The following is a 21,127-nucleotide window of genomic DNA, read 5'->3' on the forward strand; positions in this document are numbered from 1 at the left end:
CGACCGAATCAAGTCTGGGGGATCGATATTACGTATCTCCGGATGGGCAATGGTTTCATGTACCTGTTCAACATCATCGACTGGTACAGCCGCAGAATCATTGATTATGAATAGCGATCAAGGATCCATTTTACCAATGCAACCTATCTTGAACTGCTTGAGCAAGAAGGTGTTAAAGTGTCGATGGAGGGTAAGGGACAAGCAACGGATAACAGCCGAACAGAGCGCTATTTCCGGTCACTCAAATACGAATGTATTTATCTGAATGAATTTGAAAGCCCTCGCGCGTTGCGCAAAGGGGTCACTGGACCGATTATTGTATGAGCGGCTGCACCATTAAAGTTATCATTATTTGTTTCAATAGCTAAACCGAAAATAATTAACAGAAAGAACTCTTCTCTAATGTTCTATAACAATTTCCCCTTCATCTAAGGGCGCTTCAAAACCATTTAAGAATGTAGCTAAAATATCTTCTGTAATTGGAAATGCGGCATTTGCATCAAAGCGTTGGCTTCGTATACGAAGTCGTTTACGTAAATCATCCGGATGGACTTTCAAATAAACAAGTTTCCACATACCGCCAGCATCTTCAATAAGTTTTTTATATTCATTCCTCCTTTTACGTTGCCAAAAACTGAAATCAATTACTACTTGATGTTTATCGTGTATAAGACTTACCAAGTGATTACGTAACTTCATTTCTGCATCTGCTTTGTATTGCTCATAATTTTCAGCTGGAAAATCAATCCCATAACGGCCATTAGTAGTCCATATTTCTTCATCAATGGAGAGACGTACATAACCTTTCTGTTCTAACCGCTGTGCAAATGTAGTTTTACCTGAGCCTGCTACACCACACATCATTACTACTAAAGGAGCTGAATTATCTTCTCGATAGAACAAATCATTTAAATCAATGCTTCCCCACATCGACATACCCCCTGTTCTTTCAATTAAAAGACGGTTCTATAATGAGCTATCAGATCCAAGCATTAGACGGCACTAGTTTTGATTTTGGATATAGAATAAATGATCCTGCATTCTTGCCTAATTACAAGCGTTATAACCAACGTAATTTGAATGTATTACATCAATCTCTATCTCTTAGAAGAAATCAAGCACAATTGATCTATTATTAAACAATTTATTTGGTTATATATAGGAAAAGCATTGGACTTAGCCTGGTGAGTATTCTACCGATCCACATGCCAAATTCTAAATTTTCTTAAACTCACGAATAAAATTACAGAATATTTAGAATAGTATAAAAAATACTTGTATTTTATAAAGCGCTTACATATACTATAACTAACCACACAGAAAAGAAATGGACGGCAGATTACTCAGGAGGTGACGCCTATGAATAAGGACGGAAGTTTAGTTATCGGGTTATTCTGGGGTACCACTTTATCTATTCCTTTATGGGCATCATTGATTGGGTGGGTAGGGTTAATAGTCGATATGATAAATAAAATTTAGTTTTACACCGATACTGAAGTGTACCCCTTAATATAGGCATTGGAAAAATCCTTTTGTTATTCCAATATCTATATTAGGGGGTTTATTTTATTTTTTAATCGATTCCATTTCTTTGAGTTTGATACCCTGTTCTTCTATGGCTTCCGTCACCGAAATATTTCGTTTCCGTTCCCGTTGAAATAAAGGAAAGAGGAGTCACCTCGCAGCGAGCTCCTAAACTATCTTTACCCGTATGCAAAAGGCTCAGCTATTGAGGGTCGTTCTTCATTCGTGATATTCAACATATCAGCATCCAGTAATTATTGAGAACTTGTTAGCTTTTAGCTCAATATGGCTCCATAAAAAAGCCCCAAATTACAAGCAGAATTCCCAAAATCCCGAAAACAATAATTAAATTTTACAAATCCTTTTCTCCGGCTATCGCTAATTCAAATATCTCCACACTATGGTAATAACGCCACCGGCTGCAACTAATCCGATTCGTATGTTATAGGCTCTGCGCGTTTCAGCATCTGCTTTGATATACATAGCCAGNCTCCACACTATGGTAATAACGCCACCGGCTGCAACTAATCCGATTCGTATGTTATAGGCTCTGCGCGTTTCAGCATCTGCTTTGATATACATAGCCAGCAATAKCAACAAKCCCGGAAAGTAAACGACAATCAAGATCACGACTGCTGTTTGGAARCTCACATAATCATGATCACCGCCCAAATAGCATAACAAGAGAAACACAACAGCAAAAATGCCAGTATTCCACCATACACCGCGAAGCAGCTGCTTATCCTCCARYGCCCGGATCCACTTCAGCATCCTATTCACTTCCCTAGTCCAAATTTATCCTTGACTGGTTCCTCTATCGCTTTCTCTGTCAGCTTCTCAACGATTTGCTGCTTGTTCTCCATCTGTGTCAGCTTCTCTTGATTCTCTAGCATGCGATCATACTGGTTTTGGGTAACCTGATGTCCATTCTGCCCCCAGTGACGAACCGAATTGGGGTTTGCACCGTTACTCCAAAGCCTTCGTCATTTTTTTGTCGCCTATATTAGAGGAATCTACCGTAATCCCTCTGGCCTCAAGATCAGACAGCGCCGTGCCTACCTGTTCATTCGCCCGCCAGCGATTCAAACGAAATCCAAGCAGCGGCTGCAGGATAAACGCTTTAAAAAAGCCAACCTGCGACGCACTTCCCGGATCCGCGTTCTCCCGCTTAAGCAGCACGTTGATCGTCATGGACTCAAAAGCGCTCGCAACAAAGGAGGACAGCCGTTTTCCCAGCTTGCTCAAAGCCTGCTTGCCGATAATATCTCCGATTTTATCAAAAACAAGTGCCCCGGCAACACTTTCTGAGAGCATCAAAGCCCCTTCCTGAAGGGTTGGCAATTCTCCTTCAAAGGCAAGCTTGGCAAATACGCTCGTTCCCATATTAAGCAAAACCGTATAACCAAACGATTTGGAAACGATCGCCGATTTGAGCGTTGCGACCGGCGTACGCGCTAATGCAGCAATGCCGCTTCTAAGCGCGCTGAATGCACCCTGCGCGAAGGTAGCTATTCGCGTGCCTGCGGCCCGCAAAGCTCCCCGCACCCCCATATTCGTAATAAGCTGCCAACCGCCGCGGAAAGCCGCAGCAATTCCAGCTTGACCGATAGAAATAACCGATACCGCAGCCAGTCCGCCAATCCCGATCCCTTTTAGGAAATTAAACGAATCCCCTGCATATAAAGCATATACCGCTCCCGCGATTATACCCGCGGCTGCCGCCACAATCAATAAAGGTACGCCAATCGTTACTCCAAGCACTGCCGCAACCGCTACGACGACAACAATAACGATAGCAGCTCCAATGGCGCCGGCCAATGCACCCGTCGCTGCTTGCTTCACATGATTAAAGAAGCCCTCATACCACGGCTTGCTATCTGGGTCCTTCGTGCTCTGCTTAACGGTATCCGACGTTCCGGTATCCGACGTCTCTGTATTCTCTGTTCCTGTATTTTCTGTTCCAGCTTGAACCGTGCCGCCAGCCTCACCAGTCTGCGGATCGGAGCCGCCCGGTGAGCTGCTGTCGCCGCTTGTTCCCGGCAACTGAGGACCCTGAGGATCATTCGTTCCATCGGGCGTCCCCTTGCTGCCTGGCTGCCCATCATCAGCAGCATCGCTGCCTGGCTGCTCGGGTGATTGAGGGTTTGTCCCGTCTATACCGCCGCCTTCTTGTGGCCCATCCCCTTTACCGTCAACGGATCCTCCGTGCGAGCCGCCGCCCGAATCATAGCCTGGAAGGTGTCCGCTTCCGCCCCGCGAGTCAGGCATTCCCCCCTGGCCAGTGCCTGGGTCGGTATCGCCTACTTCATATGTCGGCGGATTGCCTTTGGAGCCATCCGGTACGGCTGTATCTACAATAATTGGAGCCGCCGGGACGCTTTTGTCCGGAATCGTGTAGGAATCAAGCTGCGAATCAATATCAGCCTCTTCCGCAAAAGCAGAAGGAACAGCTGCACATATCCATATTAGGATTGTCAACGCAAGAAAGAAGCGCTGTTTCAAGCTTCTTCGAATCGTAATCACAACCTCTCAGCCAGCGGGCTATTTCAACTCTTCCTTGCGCACCGTCACCTCTGACGAGACGGGAAGCGATATGCCGGAGGATCGAAATAATCCTCCTGTCACGATGGGAGATTCCAGCGTAACCTTGACGGTGACATAGGTATCCGACCCAGAAATATACTCATGCTTAGATAGGCTGTTCACCTTATATTTGCCCGCTGCGTTGCGAACCGCAGCCTCGTAATTCGCTCCAGACGTAAGTTCAACCATTGCAGCGCGCGCACCCTCCATTGCGACTTGCTTAGCAACGACAACGGTCACGCCTGCATAGACGAATTGGGTAACGATTAGTATCATTAACAAAAATAAAGGCAGTACCCCGACAAATTCAATTGCTTGGGAGCCCTGCTCATTTCCTGCAAGCCGCCTCAAACGGCCGAGACGGTTTTCTCGGCCCCTTTTGCGGTTAAAGACTGATTTTATCGATAAATTCTTTAAGCTTGTCGACCAATTTTTTCGCAATTCCATCACCGTCGCTTCCAAACAGCTTAATCATCGCGAGAATGAGTACGACCGCAAGGGCAGCAACCCCGATATATTCAATGGCTTGTGCGCCGCGCTGATTTTTTGTATGATTCCATATTTGAACTGATTTGCCGTATAGTTTGATTCCGAAATTCGTCAGCATGTTCCGTTCACCTCCTCTCATCATTACATGTTGAATGCATCCCAAGAAATGCCAAGCCCTTCCGGGTTATACATAAAGTTAAGAACAAGCAATCCGATTACGCACAGGATGACAGCCGGTAGGATAACAAAGGTCGTAATAAGCGTCACCTTAGGACCGGCCTTCGCAGCCCTTTCCTTGATGCGCCCGATACGCGATTCGCGCATATCCTCAGCAAGCAGCTTGAACGTATTGGCTATCGGAACACCCAGCTTGCTACCTTGAATCAAGGACAGGATAAGGGTCTCCAAATCCTTGCATTGATTGCGGTGCATTAAGCGCAGATAAGCCTGCTCTCTCGGCACCCCAATATCCAGCTCCTGCTGGAAGCGGCTCATTTCCTCCTGCAGCGGCCCATCCATCGTCTTCACGATTTGCTTCATCGCAGGATCCAGCGGCACACCAGCTTGCAGCGTCACGCTCATGGCATCCATAAAATCTGGAAGCTCAATCGCGATTTGCTCCTGTCTCCGTGCGGCAGCCGAGCGAATCCACATCGGCGGAAACACAAGGCCTGCTGCGAACAGAGCAAGAATCGTACCGCCGCCGCCAATGCCGAGCCAGGATAAAATCGTCCCTCCGAACAGACCGGAGAACAGGCACAAAAAGCGAAAGCCGTAATAGGAATCGAGCTGCAAGCCTCCAGGATAGCCGGCTAGCGCTATTTTCCGCTCCAGCTCCTCCTCATTCGAGAACATTCGAAAGCGGCGCCCTAGCGGAGCAAGCTGCTTGGACCATGCGAAAACGCGCACAGAGAAGCGATTTGTCCATTTTTCTTTCTTTTTCCGCTCCTGCTTGATCAAGCCGAGCCGCTTAAGCAGTGCTATGCGATGCAGGCGGTATCGCCAAAATAACAGCATGGATAAGCACCAGACTGCGAATCCCGCATACAACAAAGCTTCAGTCCACTCATTCATATCGTCACGCCTTTATATTGGATACTTTGCGAATCATCAGGAAACCTACCGTCATCAGCAGTAGCACCACAGCCACAAGGACCATGCCGGGCACAGTGAATATGGGCATAATAAATCCTTTAAACACCATATTGAATACGACGATCAGGAAAACGGGCATTAACGCCAGCGTGAGCGCAATATAACGCGATTCCGCTGTCTGATTGCTAATCTCTTTGTTCATGCGCTCGCGCTCCTCAAGCGTTTTCGCCAAATGGTCAAGCGCCTGACCAAGATTGCCTCCCGCCTGCCGCTGCACGATAATCGTCTGCGTAAGCAAGCGAATATCCTTGCTGGTAAAACGTTCATGCACGCGCTCCAACACCAAATGTAGCATCGTACCCATTTTGAGCTCCCTGGACATGGTTTGAAACAATAATCCCGCAGGCGGCTTCAGCTCTTTTGCTACGATATCAATTCCTTGCTGTACGCTCATGCCGGCGCGAATGCAGCTTGACAGCATGCGGCATACCTCGGGAAGCTGCCGGTTAATTAGCTGGCTGAACTTACTGCTTCGGGATTTGAGCCATTGCTTCGAGCCCCAATTGGTCACAAAGTAAGCAGCAAGCAAATTGTAAGGCATGCCTAGTCCCATCATCCGTTCTACGAGTATGGAAAGCACAACCCACATAACGGTCAAAATGAGCAGCCAATCGAGCGGGCTCCGCTTTAAGTTAGAGGCTGTCAAACGGTCCTCTAGGCTCCGTCCATACTCCGTTTGCTTAAAACGGAGAGAGAGCCGATGGTACGTTCCTCGCGAGGCTTTGGCCTCCTCCGTATGCAGCTCATCCAGCTTGCGGTAAAGGCCATTCATCTGTCTGCGCACGCTGCCTAGCTCATAGATACCAAGCGTGCCGAGCGCTACTGTGAGAAATAAAACGATGCATAACCATAGCTCGTTAGACATGAGTTACTTCCTCCTGGCCCGCGGCAAAAAAATCAATGCCAAGATCATATCCGTATGCCTTCAGCTTCTCATAACATTTCGGAACGTAGCCCGTTGTTTCAAACCGTCCGATGCTTTTTCCGTTTGCGCTCGTGCCTGTTCTCACATAGCGGAATATATCCACGAGCTTCAGCTCGCCTGCTTCATCCACCGCCTCAGCAATGGATACGACCTTTCGCGAGCCGTCAGACAAACGCAGCGTTTGAACGACGATCTGAATCGCCGCGGAAATGAACGGCCTCACGACCTCAGCGGTCATCGAGGTATTGCTCATCAGAATCATCGCCTCCAAACGCGACATGGCATCGCGAGGCGTATTGGCATGAATCGTCGTCAGCGAGCCTTCATGGCCGGTATTCATCGCTTGCAGCATATCCATCGCTTCTCCGCCGCGCACCTCGCCGACAATAATGCGGTCCGGCCGCATCCTAAGCGCGTTGCGCACGAGATGGCGTATGGTAATTTCTCCGCTTCCCTCCATATTTGCAGGCCTTGCCTCCAAGGAAACGCAGTTTTTACGACCTAGTCTAAGCTCAGCCATATCCTCGATCGTAATTACGCGTTCTCCAACGGGAATGGCTGCGGAAACGACGTTCAAGAGCGTTGTTTTCCCGCTGCCTGTACCGCCGGAAATTAGAATATTCATCTTTCCGGCCGCCGCCGCCTCAAGAAACTCAGACATTTTCTTCGACAGCGATTTAAATTCAAGCAGGTTGTGCATAACATACGGGTCCTTCTTGAACTTTCGAATGGTCAGCACAGGGCCGTACAAAGCAATCGGAGGAATCGCAGCGTTAATCCGGCTGCCGTCTTCAAGCCTTCCGTCTACAAGCGGCGAGCTTTCATCGATCCGTCTGCCAATCGGCGCGACGATTCGGTCAATAATATGGCGAATATGATCTTGATTTTTGAACGATATGTTCGAAAGCGTTATGGTGCCTTTTTTCTCTATGTACACTTCATTCGGACCGTTTACCATAATCTCAGTAATATCCTCATCCTGCAGCAGCGGCTCAAGCGGTCCATAGCCGACGGAATCATTAAGAATCATATCCAGCAGCTTCGTTTTGTCGAGCTGTGTAATAATGACCTTCTCCTGCTCCAGCATGTCGGTGATCAGCTTCTCAATCGTCCGCCGCTTCTGAAAGTTAGGAAGCTTAATTAATTGATCCAGATTCGTTTCTTTTAGGAGCCTTTCCTTGTAATGGTTGAACAAGTAGTCAATAAAATCCTGCGCGGTCTTTTCAATTTTCGGCGAATCCTCAAGACGACTGCTTAGCTGATGGAAGATGGACACTATTCACGCCCCCTTCTTGCTTAAGCAATGCTGCAGCCAGAGCCATGTAATCCTTCGCTGGACCTTTAAGTCCCTTCACCTTCTTCTCTGTCAGCAGCGGCTTTCCAAGATTCATAGACGTTTGTACATTGCGCTTTACGTCCTCTGACAAAACGCCGACAACAGGAATCATCGTCATTTTCGCCAGATGCTCCAGCGTGACGTCATTTTTCTTGCTGTGCCTGTTCACCACAATGGAAAGCTTCTCCTCGTGGGTCAAATGATAGCGCTCAAGAATATCAAAAACGCCTTTCATCCTCACAATCGATGGCCGGTCCAAATGCAGCAGATACAGCACGCGATCAGCCTGCCCCAACGCACAGATTGATATTTCGTTCAGCTCCTTCGGTAAATCCAGCACGATATAATCAAAATGCGCGCGGCAAGCGGCGAATAAAAGCTCGATATCCTCGCCTTTAAAGTTTTCAGCTTCCTGCGGGTGAGCCGGCGACAGCAGCAGATGAACATCTGAAGGAGCCAGCTTATACAGGACATTATCTAACTGGCTGTAAGTCAGTTCCCTTAGCACGGACTTCAAATCGCCTAAATTTCGCTCGAACTGTATATCGAGATATTGCTGTAAGCCGCCAAATTGCATGTTTAAGTCGATAAGCAGGACACGGGCACCGGACTGAATCGCAAGCCCTTGCGCCAAATTAATGCCTGCCGTTGTCGTACCCGAGCCGCCCTTGGCGCTATAGAGAGCAATAACCTCACCGCCATCTGAGCCGGTTGAGCCAGGGGCTCTGCTCCGATCCCGGTTATCCGAAGTTTGACGTACGGTTTTGTCCAGCAGCAGCTCGAGCTGCCCAAGCTCATCCGGAACGCGGAGAACGTCGGAAACCCCGCAGCGGTACAGCTCGCGTATTTGCTCAAACCGGTCCTCGCGCGACATAAATATGATAGGTGCGCTGTTGTTAACTTTTTTTAGTTGCTGTATGATTTGCGGAATGCTCATCTCCTCGAGAGGTTCAGCAAGGAGCACGACTCGCGGCTCCAGCGGATGCAGATGCATGTAGGCCTCTCTGGGCTTATCAATGGTTTCTCCAATGCTCAGATTGAGAAAGTTGACATGCTGGACGAGCTGCTGCATCAGGCGGCTGTCATCTGTAATGATCGATATTTTGGCAGTATTCACAGGCTTATTCTCCTCCCTTCGGCGGCGTAACGGCAGCTGGCGGCGTCGGTTTTACTGCCGGCTTGGCGCTAGCGGCTGCCGCTTGTTTGGCAGTGGGCTTCGGACTTGGGGCCGGCTCCCCTGAGCCGGCAGCTGATGCCGGATCTGCTGCTATAGGCTCGTCGGTATTTGGCGTCTCTTGGGAGGCTTTCGCATTGCCTGTTTTGAGCAGCCGTACCTCTTTGCCATAGTTAAGTGCCCATATCAAGCTCTTCGTGTCAGCGAGCTTCAGGAGCACGCCTACGGCTACCGTTTCGTCGCCGCTCTTATGGACACTGCTTACCGTCACCCCTTTTAGGAGCACCTTCGTCGTCCTGCGGTCCGCCGCAGCTTCCTTGGCGCCGCCCTCCTGCTCGTAAGAAACAAGAATATCAACCTCGTCATAAGCATCAATCTGATCATCGAATACGGACATGGGTGCGCGAAGCATAACCTGACGGTACTCGCCCGACACGAGACTGTTGTCTCTAAGCATGACAGAAGTGATTACCGCACCTTTGGCGATCGGAACCATCGATACCTTCCCAACAAGCTCGGCAGGCGATTGGATTAGAGACTCCAGCATATACTTGCGGGGAATTTGCTCTTCTGTCAGCAGGTCCTCGGTTATGAGCTGGCCTGCAGGAATGTTATTTCCCGCGACCTGGACCATAACCAGTTCTCCCATGCTTTCTTTCGTTTCCTGCATATACGTGGAAAATAAAATAACTGCGATCAAACCTAACGAAATAGATACGAATAATAAAAGAAATGCGCGTCTTTTTGACTCAAACATAGATTTCCAACACCCCTGGCCCTATTAATAAGCTTAATCTCTTCTCTCTTTTCATTCTTATGTAATTCTAGTTGTTTGACGACCTCGCATCAATATGCCAATGCAACCATAAGTATCGAACTGAAGGCTATGAAGGGTGCCATCGGCAGCTCCTTCACTTTCCGTTTTTGCGGCGACAGCTTCTGCAACAGCAGAATCGGCCATGCGATAAAGGCCGCAGCCAAAAAAGTAAGCATAAATACCCAAATACCAATCGACCAGCCTAAGCATGCGCCGATCATCATAAAAAGCTTTATATCGCCGCCGCCGAACTGCCCTTTGCTGACCACTGCGACAAGCAAAGCGATCACCCCCAAACCAGCTGCCCCCGCGAGCGGCTCAAGCATGGAAATATCCTTCGCTATGAGATGAAAAACAAGAAAGACCACTGTGCCCGGCAGGGTCACCCAATCATAAATCATGCGGCTTCTTAAATCGGTTGCGACACAAAACACTAATAGGCAGACTAGCAGTGTGATTAACGCCATTTGCATATAACAAAATCATCCTAACTTGCACCCAGGCAATATGTATCCTAGCGTTGCATTTAACTTTACAATGGTTATGGTAGGTAGTTCCTGTCTGTCCGTAATCCACTGAAAAGGATCAGCGCACGGACAAGAATACTCTATTTTCCTCATTTGGTAAATGACTAGCTCCAATTTGTACGAAAACGTTCATAGATAGCGTCAACGAAATTGGTCAAGATAGGTACGTGAAGAAACTAACGACGCTCGCTTACTTCAAGCTGTTTCTTCACGCGGAGTTGCAAGGACGCGACGGGCTTCGCGACATTGCAATGACGTATTAGGTTTTAGGCCTTCCGTTTTTCAGCGCAATAAAACCTTTTCTGATTGCAGATAACAACAACTTTACCCCATAACACAAAAAAAACCGCTATTTACGCGGTTCTTAATGAGATAATGTTCTTGTCACCCAACAGTTAAGGAAACGAGTATCGTTTCTCCCTTAAGTTGCCAGCTACATCATCCCATTAACTCCCTTCCCTAGTACTCTTTCCTTAAGTCTTCCCACTCACACAAAAAAATGCGCCGTTGAGATCGTCTTAGCGACTCACTGGCGCATTATCATTTTAGCTTACGTCCGTCTGTTAATTTCACGATCGCTTTACTGACCCGATCGATTCTCGTTTCAGGCTTCTTCGCTGCTTCAATCCAGCTCACGTATTCTTTCTGATAAGAATAAGAGATCTGTCCAAAAAAAGCTCCGGCTGCCTCGTTTGCTTCCAGCTGCCGGGCAAAGTCGTCAGGCACTTGTACGACTCGTTCTTCTTCGTCATGTTCCATCGTTACGCTAACCATGCAGCCCGCCGTAACCTCGGCAGCATCCCTTAATGCTTGATTAACGACCATAAAGTGCGTCCCGTTACCATGCGGCATTAAAGATCCCTTGTAGGCAATACCATTTATTGTACCCTTAACCCTCACCTGCGATTTACGGCCGAAGAGCTCCTCAACGTCAAAAGGAACCGTTACATATGTCCAGGACCCGACTGCTGCCGGTTTCACCAAAACCGCTTCAAATGCATGGACTTTCATTTAAACCAACCCTTCTCCTTAAAGCGTGTAATCGCTTCGATCCGGTTGCTGACGTCCAGCTTATCGAGAATGACGCTTATATAGTTGCGGACAGTTCCTGTCGTAATGAAGAGCTCGCTCGCAATTTCCTTCGTATTTTTTCCATCCGCAACGAGAACAAGCACTTCCTTCTCCCGCTCCGTTAACGGATTTTCTTGTCCGTATGCCTCATCGACCAGCTCGGTGGCGAAAATACGCCGTCCAGCCATCACGCTCCGAATCGAGTTGGCAAGCTCCTCGCTTGGGCTGTCCTTCAGCAAGTAGCCGCTAACTCCCGCCTTGAGGGCGCGTTCGAAGTAACCGGTCCGTGCAAACGTCGTTAAAATAATGACCTTGCAGCCTTGCCCCTTCAGCTCCTCGGCAGCGTCAAGCCCCGTCTTAGCCGGCATTTCAATATCCATAATACAAATGTCAGGCTTAAGCTCATGAACAAGACTTATCGCGTCTTCTCCGTTGCCCGCTCTTCCGACGACCTTCATGTCCTCTTCCAAATCAAGCAAAGAAGCGAGGGCGCCCAGCAGCATGCGCTGATCCTCGGCAATGACGATTCTAATCATATCCCTCAATCCCTCCGTTAGCTAAGCGTTAGATTTGTTTAATTACGTTCGGCACTCTGATCATGAGCGTCGCTCCGTCATTCGTGACAATGTCCAAGCTCCCGTTCACGAATTCAAGACGCTCCTTCATGCCTTGAAGGCCATGCCCGCCGCAGTTTCTAGCCGACTCGGGAATGCCTACGCCATTATCCTTCACCGTAAGCAGGAGCTCTGTGCGCGATGATTGGATCGAAACGGTGCATGTGGTTGCCCCGCTGTGCTTCACAACATTCGTTACCGCTTCCTTCAAGCACATGCTTAGCACATTTTCAGTCAATAGATTCGTATTACCCAGCTTCAATTCGCCTTCGAGCTCAAATGCAATTTCGGCCGCTTTCAAAATCTGCTTGACCCGAAACATTTCATCCTCAAGCCTCGTGCCGCGCATCTGCGTAACCATTTCCCTTACTTCCTTTAAAGCCATTCTTGCAGTCTGGCGAACGTCATTGATTTCAGCCTGCGCTTCTGCCGGATTTTTGATCATCAGCTTCCCTGCCAAATCACTCTTTAAGCCGATAAGCGAAAGCTTCTGTCCGAGCGTATCATGCAAATCACGCGCGATCCGCTGCCGCTCTTCCAGCTTAACCAGCTCCGAAATCCGCTTATTCGCATCCTCAAGCTTTCCTTCGAGCTGCCCCTGCTTATTCTTGTTGTACGTGTTGAAGGGAAGCAGGATAACGACGATCAGGCTAATGAGAATGAACGGAAACTGTGTGAAAAACAAACTGTTTTGCGTAGCGAAGCCGTAATTGACCGTCACGAATGTACTTACGATATGAATCGTGTACAGAGTGAAGAATCCGGCTCGATTCTGAATGTTTCCGATAAAGAAAGCTAAAAAAATCGAAAAATAAACGTAGCTGAACAACATCGTCATCGCGATCGATATGGCAATTTGCACACTCGTCCAGAAATAAACGAGCCATCCTTTGGAAACAAAGGACAGACGGTAACAAATAAAGAACAGGATAATCATAATAATGCCGGACACGACCTCATAAGGCGAGGATGAGCGAAAAATAAAGTAAAAAGGCAGAATACAGAAGACGACCCAAACGTAAGGGCTTAAACCTGTATTTTTATGAAAAATCTGATACCACTTGTTCATGGTCGTTCACCCTTTTTTCTATGCCAGGCTTTGGTTGCATTATGGTTATCATCATTTTAGCATATACGTTTGCTCAAGTATTTATTTTCCTTGTAAGCCAAAACAATTAGAAGCCAGCCTGTGACGGCCTGGCTTCTGTAATAGACTACTTGAATTTCAAGCTTGGACGCGTTGCTTTCAGCTGGTCTGAAGCCGTTTCGGATTTCACTTTCCGAAGACGGTGCTTGATCCCCTTGAAGCTGACAAATTTTTTACCGGTTTCATCCCAAAGGCGAAATTGGAGCGACTCCAAGCTCTCGCTTATCGTAATCGTCGTCGCTTTGTGCAGCGGCGGCGTCGCATTATGCGCCTGCTCTAAATAATAGTTTGGAACCTTCGGGCTCAAATGATGGACATGGTGGAAGCCGATGTTGCCCGTAATCCACTGCAATACTTTAGGCAGCTTGTAGTATGAGCTTCCGTCAACAGCAGCCTTTACGTAGCTCCATTCGTCTTCGGATTCAAAGTAGGAATCCTCGAATTGGTGCTGCACATAAAACAACCAGATGCCAAGCAGACCGGATACGAAAAACACGGGGCCTTGAACAAGCAGGAAAGCTTGCCAGCCGATTGCCCAAACAAGCAATGCGTACAAGCCTACGATCAATGCATTCGTCAAATAGGTGTTCATCCGTTCCTTGCGTCTTGCGCCCTTAACATTAAAACGGTATTGAATAAGGAATACGCCAATTGGACCTAGACCAAACATCACGAGCGGATGGCGGTACATCCGATATGCAATACGGCGGCTCAATGGCGCTGCAGCATATTCTTCTACGGTAAGAATCCACAAATCGCCAACGCCCCGCTTATCGAGGTTACTGCTCGTTGCATGATGAATGGAGTGGGAATTTTTCCACTGTCTATAAGGAACAAGCGTAAGTACGCCTGTTATGGTACCTATAATGTCATTCGCTTTTTTGCTTTTGAAGAACGATCCGTGGCAGCAGTCATGAAAGATGATGAATGTCCGAATGACGAAACCGGAAGTAAGCACCACCAAAGGAGCAGTAAGCCAATACGATATCGAAAGACTATAGTAAGCGGCATACCAGAGCAGAACGAGTGGCACTAAGGTGTTAATAAGCTGTCTGATACTCGACTTTAAATCCGTTTTCTCAAATGGGGCAATTTCTTTCTTCAGGTGAGCTTGTTTCGGCTCTGTCATTGCATTCTTCCTCCTCAAAATGACGCATGGAGAGTATCCCGGACGTCTAACGCAGTATTCTAACTATATTGTAAAGAAAAGTGTCAGGTGATTATAGTCATAAACGTCAATAAGAAGACATGACAAATGTCATATATCACGCTGGGAAATCGCCGGTTATATGTCACGAATCCCAGAAAAAAGAAAAAGAGCTGTCCAAAAGAAGCAGTCGCCTCTTTTAGATAGCCCTTACTTCATGCTTGTGTTAAATTGCCCAGTTGCCTTTGCGGAAGATCGGTACGACCGTGCCGTCTTTCGTAATACCGTCGATATCCATCTCTGCGGAGCCTATCATGAAATCATTATGCGTAATGCTTGCGTTAACGCCATGCTTCTCAAGCTCTTCCGGAGACATCGTTTTGCCGCCCTCGATATTGAAAGCATAGCCGCTGCCAATTGCAAGATGATTCGACGCGTTCTCATCAAACAATGTGTTGTAGAACAAAATGTTAGACTGCGAAATCGGCGACTCATGAGGGACCAGCGCGACCTCTCCAAGGTAATGAGAGCCTTCGTCGATATCGACCAGCTGCTGCAATATTTCTTGCCCTTCCCCGGCCTCTGCCTTCACGATGCGCCCGTTCTCGAATGTCAGCTTGAAGCGATCGATAATGTTGCCGCCGTAGCTAAGCGGCTTCGTGCTCGAAACATATCCGTTTACACCTGTTTTGAGCGGTACCGTAAATACTTCCTCCGTAGGCATATTCGCCATAAAAGGAACGTTGCTAACGTTCGTGCTGCCCGCAGCGACCCAAATATGCTTCTCCGGCAATTCGATCGTAAGATCCGTACCGGGAGCGGTGTAATGCAATTTTTGAAAATGGTTCTTGTTCAGCGTCTCGCCTTTGCTATGTAAGTTCGTGTTATGCTCTTCCCATGCTTTAACAGGATCGTCCGCATGCAGTCTTACGGAATCAAAAATCGCATTCCATAGCCGCTCGACCGCTTCCTCTTCCCCGGCTTCAGGGAATACTTTAGCCGCCCATTGCTTGCTCGCAGCCGCTACGACCGTCCAGCTTACCTTGTCAGCCTGAATCGCTCTGCGGAATTCCTTTAAGCCTTGACCGGAAGCCTTCTGGAAATTTGAGATCCGGCTAGTGTCTATCCCTTTCAGCAAATCAGGACTTGAGGATACGATGGAGATAAACGCAGCGCCGCGTTCCACGAACGAATTGCGCTTGCCCGTCTCCCATTCAGGGAACCGCGTAAACACCTCATCGGCCGCTTTCTCATATTTCAAACGGGATAATGAATCGTCGGTCCAATCGACATGCACGTTGCTCGCGCCAGCCGCGTATGCTTTGCTTGCCACAAGTCTGACGAGCGCTGCGTTATCGACAGCCCCGGTCACGAATACCTCTTGCCCCTGCTGGACGTTCACGCCGATTTTTACGATTAGTTCTGCATACTTATCAAAATGATTTGCAAATCCACTCATGATTCGTATTCTCCCTTCTATCCTAACTACAAGTTAAATATTGGCTATAGCTTGAATTGTATCGAATGAGCAAGCCTATAGTCAAATTATGCAGCAAAATGACACTAACTATTTTCTATAAATCGTTATAAAGCTTATTAATCCCTTTCGCCTCGGTTATCATTCTTGTCGCAGCTCGGCCGGTTCAACCGCCTGCATTCGCGATCCGAAGCTAAGGATGATTTCGCAGGCGGACTCTACCGTTTGAAATTCAACCGTTGCTGTTAGCCAGCCCTGTCTTCTGAAGGCCCGCTCTCGATTATTTTGACATTTGTACCAAGAATATATGACAATAGTTGCGTATTTCTTTTGCTAAACTGACTAGGAGTAAACTTTAGAAGCGGGATGGGAGAGATTCAGGTGCAAGCATTAAAAGGGAAAATAGCGGTAGTCGCAGGCTCCACGCGCGGTGCTGGTCGAGGAATCGCCGCAAGCCTGGGCGAAGCGGGAGCAACGGTTTATTGTACGGGGAGAAGCATTCGCGGCCAAGCCTCCGACATGAACCGGATTGAAACGATTGAGGAGACAGCGGAGCTTGTCACCGCTCTGGGCGGCGTAGGCATTCCAATTCGAGTGGATCATACGGTAGAGGCGGATGTTCAGGCTTTATTCGAGCAAATAAGCAAGGAACAGAACGGTCAGCTCGACGTGCTTGTCAATAACATCTGGGGCGGAGAGCAGTTAACGGAATGGGATAAGCCGTTTTGGGAGCATTCCTTGAGCAAGGGGCTGATCATGCAGGAGCGTGCCGTGAAGGCGCATCTCATTACGAGCTTTTACGGGGCGCCATTAATGGTGCGGAGAGAGAAAGGCTTGATCATTGAAGTAACCGACGGGATTGATTACCGCTATCGCGGAAGCTTATTTTATAGCCTGGCCAAAATATCGCCGATCCACCTTGCCGCAGCAATGGCTGCCGATTTAAAGCCGTACGGGGTTTCTGCTGTTGCGGTAACGCCCGGCTTTCTCCGCTCGGAGGAAATGCTGGAGCACTTTGGCGTAACGGAGGCCAATTGGCTTGATGCTGTGCAAAGCGGCAAACCTCAGGCCGAGCATTTCAGTCAATCGGAAACGCCTTACTTCATTGGCCGAGGAATTGCCGCGCTTGCAGCAAGCAAGAATGTGCTGGAGAAGTCAGGTCAAGTGTTTCCAAGCTGGCAGCTGTCTGATGAATTCGGCATCTCCGATGTCGATGGCAGACAGCCGCATTGGGGTAATTACGCGCGGGAGCATGGTTTTTTGTAGCCTACCATATCTGCACCTCACGGCAGCGGGTGCGTTTAACGAAAGCTTATCCATTCACGATTTCCCCGCCGTTGATGTGCAGCATTTGTCCTGTCATATAGCTTGAGTCGTCACACGCTAAATAGACGTACGCGGCCGCCAGCTCATAAGGCTGACCGGCCCGCTGCATCGGGGTATCGGAGCCGAATGTCGACACGGACTGCTCATCGAAGGATGCGGGAATGAGAGGTGTCCAAATTGGGCCGGGCGCCACGCCGTTCACGCGGATGCCTTGTCCGGCCAAATTCATTGCGAGCGCGCGCGTGAACGAAACGATTGCCCCCTTCGTCGACGAATAATCGATCAATGTCGGATTACCTCTGTAAGCGGTGATGGAGGCCGTATTAATAATCGTACTGGACGTCTTCAAATGAGGCATCGCGGCAATCGTCAAATAAAACATGCCGAACACGTTCGTCCGGAACGTCGCTGTCAGCTGCTCAGCGGTGATATCCTCTAATTTTTTGCGGACATGCTGCTCAGCCGCATTGTTAACGACGATATCCAGCTTTCCGTATGCCGCAACGGTTTGCTTCACAATATTTTTGCAGAACGCTTCATCCCCAATATCGCCTGCAAGCAGCAAGCATTTCACTCCTGCTTTCTCCACCGCCGATTGTGTTGCTTTCGCATCCTCATGCTCATTCAAATAAACGATACAAAGGTCGCAGCCCTCCTTCGCATAAGCAACCGCAACGGCGCGGCCAATGCCGCTGTCACCACCGGTAATAATCGCAACTTTTCCCTTCAGCTTGCCTGCGGCTAAGTATGACTCCGATTCGAATACCGGCAAAGGGTTCATCTCTGATTCGATGCCCGGCTGCCTGTTTTGGTTCTGGGGCGGAAATACCTGCTTTTTTTGCGTTGAATTAGACATGCGGAAATCAGCTCCTTATATTTTTCCCATAAAAGATTTCGTCCATTTCGGTCTTCAGTCTTCTCGTTATTTCCTCTTGCTCCATGACCGAAAGCGAATCCTTCGTATAGCCGAACAAATAGTTGTTCAGATCAAATTGCTTCAGCTTGCATTTCGTATGAAACACGTTTTCCTGATAAATATTAACGTCGATCATGTCATATAGAAGGCATTCCTCCTTCGGTATGTAATTTTGTATCGAGTTAATGTCATGATCAATAAACAGCTTGTGGCCGTTAATATCGCGCGTAAAGCCCCGCACCCTATAATCCAGCGTCATAATATCGGTATCGAATGAATGAATTAAATAGTTCAGCGCTTTAAGCGGTGAAATCTCGCCGCAGGTAGACACATCGATGTCTGCCCGGAACGTGCTGATTCCTTCATTCGGGTGATATTCCGGATATGTATGTACCGTTATATGACTTTTATCCAAATGCATGACAACTGCTTCAGGCAATGGACCCGGCGACTCCTCAAACGATTCATTTGGACCGTCACTGACCGGCCCTTCAGATACAAGCAGCGTTACGCTGGCGCCTTGCGGTACATAATCCTGCTTGGCGATATTGAGCACATGCGCTCCAATAATATCCGAAACCGTATTTAATATTTTCGTCAGCCTGTCCGAATTGTATTGCTCGTCGATATAGGCGATATAGGACTCGCGCTCTTCTCTTGTTCTCGTGTAGCACACATCATACATATTAAAGCTGAGCGATTTCGTTAAATTATTGAAGCCATGCAGTTGTATTCGCTGTTCCGGCGTTAATTTCAGGGCACACACCTCCTTTTCTATAACTACTATTTCCTTTTACCCAAAGACAAATGCGACAAACCACTATACCTGACAAAAAAAAAGCATTTCACATCCGGTTTAGCCGAATGCAAAATGCTTTTCACGTCAAACTCTATTCCGGTAAACGCTGCGCGCCTTTGATCTCCAGACCAAATGCCAATGCCCGCTTAAGCGAATCCTCTGTAAACTTCGATTTCGGATATTTATTTTCCACTTCCTCTTTCGTCAGCGGAATCCATCTGAAATCTTTATTCTGGTATACGTATTTTTTCATGCCCCAATCGACGTGGATCGTTCTGCTGGCCACCTTCGTCACCTTGCCGATCTCCGTGACGAGGTTCGTGGAACCGAAAGTTTTGATGCAAAATTTGTTTACGATTTCGTTCATGCTATAACCTCCCTTCCTAATCCAACACGCTATGTATTATTAATTAATCTTTTTCAATTCCTTTATCCGGAGCATCGGATCGCCCACGTAAATTTGAGTTTGAGGCGGAATGCCGTCGCGCTGCCGAGTGTCGAGTATATGAAGCGCATTGACAAGCTCATCATTCTCCTGTTCACTCCATTGAAATTGCACGCCGTATTCATGAATATCGTTGTCGAGTTCATTGTACCAAACGATAAAGCCGTATAACACATACATTTGATTATCCATCCGGGTCTTGAACTTCAGCAAAATGTCGCTGTTAACGGGCAGCTTAACGCCTACCATAAACCGGAGGCCGCCCGGACCGATATTTCGAACAAACACCTCCGTGCTGCCGAGCCTAATGCTCCTGCCCTTAAACATCGTAATGGTCATCTCAGCCAAAAGACAATGAGTAAGGTCGATTCGAAAATTTTGTCTCCGGTTAACGGCCGGCTCTTTGCTTCGCCGAAGCGAGGCGGGCTCCATAAACGGTCTTTTGCTCAACAATTGAACGATGCTTTCAGGCTCTACGGGACGGCTAAAATAATAGCCTTGAATTTCATCGCAGCGCTGCTCCCGCAAATAATCGAACTGCTCCTTGTTCTCAACGCCCTCGGCAACCACCTGCATCTTGAGCTCCCCGGCTAATCGAATAATGCACTCCACTATGCTCCTATTGCTTGACTCCGTCATCATCTCTTCAACAAACGACCGGTCGATTTTGATCGTGTCGAGCGCTAAACGCTTCAATAAATAAAGTGAGGAATAGCCTGTTCCAAAATCATCGAGCGATACTTTAATCTTTCGCTTCTTCAGCTCAAGCAGCAGCTCAGTTACGACCTTCTCGTTGCTGATAAAAGAGCTTTCCGTTATTTCGATTTCCAATCGCTCCGGCGGTAGGCCGGTCTCCCCGACAATTCGGTCAATCGTCTGCAATATATTTCGCTGCAGCAGCTGCTGCACCGAAAAGTTAACCGACACTGTTATAGGAGGCAAGCCCATACTGTGCCATCGCCTGCTTTGCATGCAGGCTTCCCGCAGCACCCATTCTCCTATCGGAACGATGAGCCCCGTTTCCTCCGCGATCGGAATAAATTCTGCCGGCGACACCTGCCCCCAATCCGGATGATTCCAGCGCAGCAGCGCCTCTACGCCGACGATTTCCATCGTTTGCGCTTGTACGCGGGGCATATAATGCAGGAACAGCTCGTCTTTTTCGAGCGCTTTGCGCAGGTCGTTGCTGAGCGAAAAAAATTTAAATGATTGCACATTGAGCGAAGAGGAGTAGAACTGAGACTGGTCTCTGCCTTTGGATTTAGCAAAATAAAGAGCTGCATCGGCGTTTTTCATCAAGGACTCCACCGTGCTGCCATCCTCAGGCGATTGGCTGATTCCAATGCTTGCCGTTATATTCAGCTCAAACCCTTCTATAATAAATTGCTCTTTAATCAGCTTAATAATATGGTCAGCGAAGTCCATCACCTCGCTCTGCTGCTGCACATTCGTTATTATAACAGAAAACTCGTCCCCGCCAATCCGATAGGCCGCTTTCCCGTCACTTAGAATGCTCATCAGTCTGACGGCGATTTGTTTCAGCAGCGCATCGCCTATCGGATGCCCGAGCGTATCATTTACATGCTTGAACCGGTCGAGGTCAATGAGCACAACCGCCAGCTTCTGGTTAAAACAATCGGTCACCTTTAGCTGCT

At 48.1% G+C, this 21,127-nt stretch carries 22 protein-coding genes and 2 pseudogenes; 3 read left to right on the forward strand and 21 right to left on the reverse strand.

Annotation, left to right across the window (positions count from 1 at the left end):
• Positions 1 to 297 (forward strand): annotated as a pseudogene (locus tag ASG81_RS32230) (transposase); the annotation flags it as partial.
• A gap of 102 nt (positions 298 to 399) precedes the next feature.
• Here the strand turns inward: ASG81_RS32230 and ASG81_RS20935 are convergent.
• The 10 genes from ASG81_RS20935 to ASG81_RS20985 all read right to left on the reverse strand — a co-directional run bounded on the left by ASG81_RS20935 (position 400) and on the right by ASG81_RS20985 (position 10,476).
• Positions 400 to 936, reverse strand: coding sequence for an AAA family ATPase (locus ASG81_RS20935; RefSeq protein WP_442952932.1), 537 nt, complete (start codon positions 934 to 936; stop codon positions 400 to 402).
• 1,554 nt (positions 937 to 2,490) lie between these two features.
• Positions 2,491 to 4,047, reverse strand: coding sequence for a hypothetical protein (locus tag ASG81_RS20945; RefSeq protein WP_056638762.1), 1,557 nt, complete (start codon positions 4,045 to 4,047; stop codon positions 2,491 to 2,493).
• Between the two features lie 18 nt (positions 4,048 to 4,065).
• Complete coding sequence (locus ASG81_RS20950) at positions 4,066 to 4,554, reverse strand: TadE/TadG family type IV pilus assembly protein (protein WP_081417480.1); 489 nt, start codon at positions 4,552 to 4,554, stop codon at positions 4,066 to 4,068.
• Positions 4,493 to 4,714, reverse strand: a complete 222-nt coding sequence (locus tag ASG81_RS20955; RefSeq protein ID WP_056638769.1) for a Flp family type IVb pilin — start codon at positions 4,712 to 4,714, stop codon at positions 4,493 to 4,495. Before ASG81_RS20955 ends, ASG81_RS20950 begins: the two co-directional genes overlap by 62 nt.
• A gap of 23 nt (positions 4,715 to 4,737) precedes the next feature.
• Positions 4,738 to 5,670, reverse strand: coding sequence for a type II secretion system F family protein (locus ASG81_RS20960; RefSeq protein WP_056638772.1), 933 nt, complete (start codon positions 5,668 to 5,670; stop codon positions 4,738 to 4,740).
• Between the two features lie 4 nt (positions 5,671 to 5,674).
• Entirely contained in the window at positions 5,675 to 6,616 is a 942-nt protein-coding gene (locus ASG81_RS20965) for a type II secretion system F family protein (RefSeq protein ID WP_056638775.1), read from the reverse strand.
• Positions 6,609 to 7,952, reverse strand: coding sequence for a CpaF family protein (locus ASG81_RS20970; RefSeq protein WP_155971748.1), 1,344 nt, complete (start codon positions 7,950 to 7,952; stop codon positions 6,609 to 6,611). The genes ASG81_RS20965 and ASG81_RS20970 overlap by 8 nt, the downstream gene beginning before the upstream one ends.
• Positions 7,918 to 9,129, reverse strand: coding sequence for an AAA family ATPase (locus tag ASG81_RS20975; protein ID WP_056638781.1), 1,212 nt, complete (start codon positions 9,127 to 9,129; stop codon positions 7,918 to 7,920). The genes ASG81_RS20970 and ASG81_RS20975 overlap by 35 nt, the downstream gene beginning before the upstream one ends.
• Before the next feature lie 4 nt (positions 9,130 to 9,133).
• Positions 9,134 to 9,943, reverse strand: a complete 810-nt coding sequence (locus tag ASG81_RS20980; protein ID WP_056638784.1) for an SAF domain-containing protein — start codon at positions 9,941 to 9,943, stop codon at positions 9,134 to 9,136.
• Positions 9,944 to 10,032: 89 nt separating this feature from the next.
• Positions 10,033 to 10,476: a prepilin peptidase gene (locus ASG81_RS20985; protein ID WP_056638786.1), complete on the reverse strand. Its 444-nt coding sequence runs from the start codon at positions 10,474 to 10,476 to the stop codon at positions 10,033 to 10,035.
• Between the two features lie 167 nt (positions 10,477 to 10,643).
• Here ASG81_RS20985 and ASG81_RS34100 point away from each other — a divergent pair, with 167 nt between their 5' ends.
• Positions 10,644 to 10,793: a DUF4372 domain-containing protein gene (locus ASG81_RS34100; RefSeq protein WP_081417481.1), complete on the forward strand. Its 150-nt coding sequence runs from the start codon at positions 10,644 to 10,646 to the stop codon at positions 10,791 to 10,793.
• Positions 10,794 to 11,070: 277 nt separating this feature from the next.
• Here ASG81_RS34100 and ASG81_RS20990 read toward each other — a convergent pair whose 3' ends face one another.
• The 6 genes from ASG81_RS20990 to ASG81_RS30125 form a co-directional block, all read right to left on the reverse strand.
• On the reverse strand, positions 11,071 to 11,541 hold the full coding sequence (locus tag ASG81_RS20990; RefSeq protein WP_056638790.1) for a YdeI/OmpD-associated family protein: 471 nt from the start codon (positions 11,539 to 11,541) through the stop codon (positions 11,071 to 11,073).
• A complete protein-coding gene (locus ASG81_RS20995; RefSeq protein ID WP_056638793.1) occupies positions 11,538 to 12,137 on the reverse strand; it encodes a response regulator transcription factor in 600 nt (199 codons plus the stop codon). Before ASG81_RS20995 ends, ASG81_RS20990 begins: the two co-directional genes overlap by 4 nt.
• A gap of 28 nt (positions 12,138 to 12,165) precedes the next feature.
• Complete coding sequence (locus ASG81_RS21000) at positions 12,166 to 13,284, reverse strand: sensor histidine kinase (RefSeq protein WP_056638796.1); 1,119 nt, start codon at positions 13,282 to 13,284, stop codon at positions 12,166 to 12,168.
• A 145-nt stretch (positions 13,285 to 13,429) separates the two neighbouring features.
• Positions 13,430 to 14,491 carry a fatty acid desaturase gene (locus ASG81_RS21005; RefSeq protein WP_056638799.1) on the reverse strand — a complete coding sequence of 354 codons (1,062 nt, stop codon included), beginning with the start codon at positions 14,489 to 14,491 and terminating at the stop codon, positions 13,430 to 13,432.
• A gap of 244 nt (positions 14,492 to 14,735) precedes the next feature.
• Positions 14,736 to 15,968 (reverse strand): aminopeptidase, encoded by a 1,233-nt coding sequence (locus ASG81_RS21010; protein WP_056638802.1) that lies wholly within the window; start codon positions 15,966 to 15,968, stop codon positions 14,736 to 14,738.
• Between the two features lie 159 nt (positions 15,969 to 16,127).
• Positions 16,128 to 16,301, reverse strand: a complete 174-nt coding sequence (locus tag ASG81_RS30125) for a WYL domain-containing protein (RefSeq protein WP_081417482.1) — start codon at positions 16,299 to 16,301, stop codon at positions 16,128 to 16,130.
• Positions 16,302 to 16,367: 66 nt separating this feature from the next.
• On the opposite strand from ASG81_RS30125, the gene ASG81_RS21015 reads away from it, so the two are divergent.
• On the forward strand, positions 16,368 to 17,252 hold the full coding sequence (locus ASG81_RS21015) for an SDR family oxidoreductase (protein WP_235548963.1): 885 nt from the start codon (positions 16,368 to 16,370) through the stop codon (positions 17,250 to 17,252).
• Positions 17,253 to 17,298: 46 nt separating this feature from the next.
• Here ASG81_RS21015 and ASG81_RS21020 read toward each other — a convergent pair whose 3' ends face one another.
• The 5 genes and pseudogenes from ASG81_RS21020 to ASG81_RS21035 all read right to left on the reverse strand — a co-directional run.
• Positions 17,299 to 18,168, reverse strand: a complete 870-nt coding sequence (locus tag ASG81_RS21020) for an SDR family oxidoreductase (protein ID WP_056638805.1) — start codon at positions 18,166 to 18,168, stop codon at positions 17,299 to 17,301.
• 7 nt (positions 18,169 to 18,175) lie between these two features.
• Complete coding sequence (speD, locus tag ASG81_RS21025; RefSeq protein WP_056638826.1) at positions 18,176 to 18,985, reverse strand: adenosylmethionine decarboxylase; 810 nt, start codon at positions 18,983 to 18,985, stop codon at positions 18,176 to 18,178.
• A gap of 133 nt (positions 18,986 to 19,118) precedes the next feature.
• A complete protein-coding gene (locus ASG81_RS21030; protein WP_056638808.1) occupies positions 19,119 to 19,394 on the reverse strand; it encodes a hypothetical protein in 276 nt (91 codons plus the stop codon).
• Positions 19,395 to 19,433: 39 nt separating this feature from the next.
• Positions 19,434 to 19,904 (reverse strand): PilZ domain-containing protein, encoded by a 471-nt coding sequence (locus tag ASG81_RS33740; protein ID WP_327205183.1) that lies wholly within the window; start codon positions 19,902 to 19,904, stop codon positions 19,434 to 19,436.
• A gap of 57 nt (positions 19,905 to 19,961) precedes the next feature.
• Positions 19,962 to 21,119, reverse strand: a pseudogene (locus tag ASG81_RS21035) (putative bifunctional diguanylate cyclase/phosphodiesterase); the annotation flags it as partial.
• Positions 21,120 to 21,127 lie beyond the last annotated feature (8 nt).

Source organism: Paenibacillus sp. Soil522 (assembly GCF_001428245.1).
Taxonomy (GTDB): Bacteria; Bacillota; Bacilli; order Paenibacillales; family Paenibacillaceae; genus Pristimantibacillus.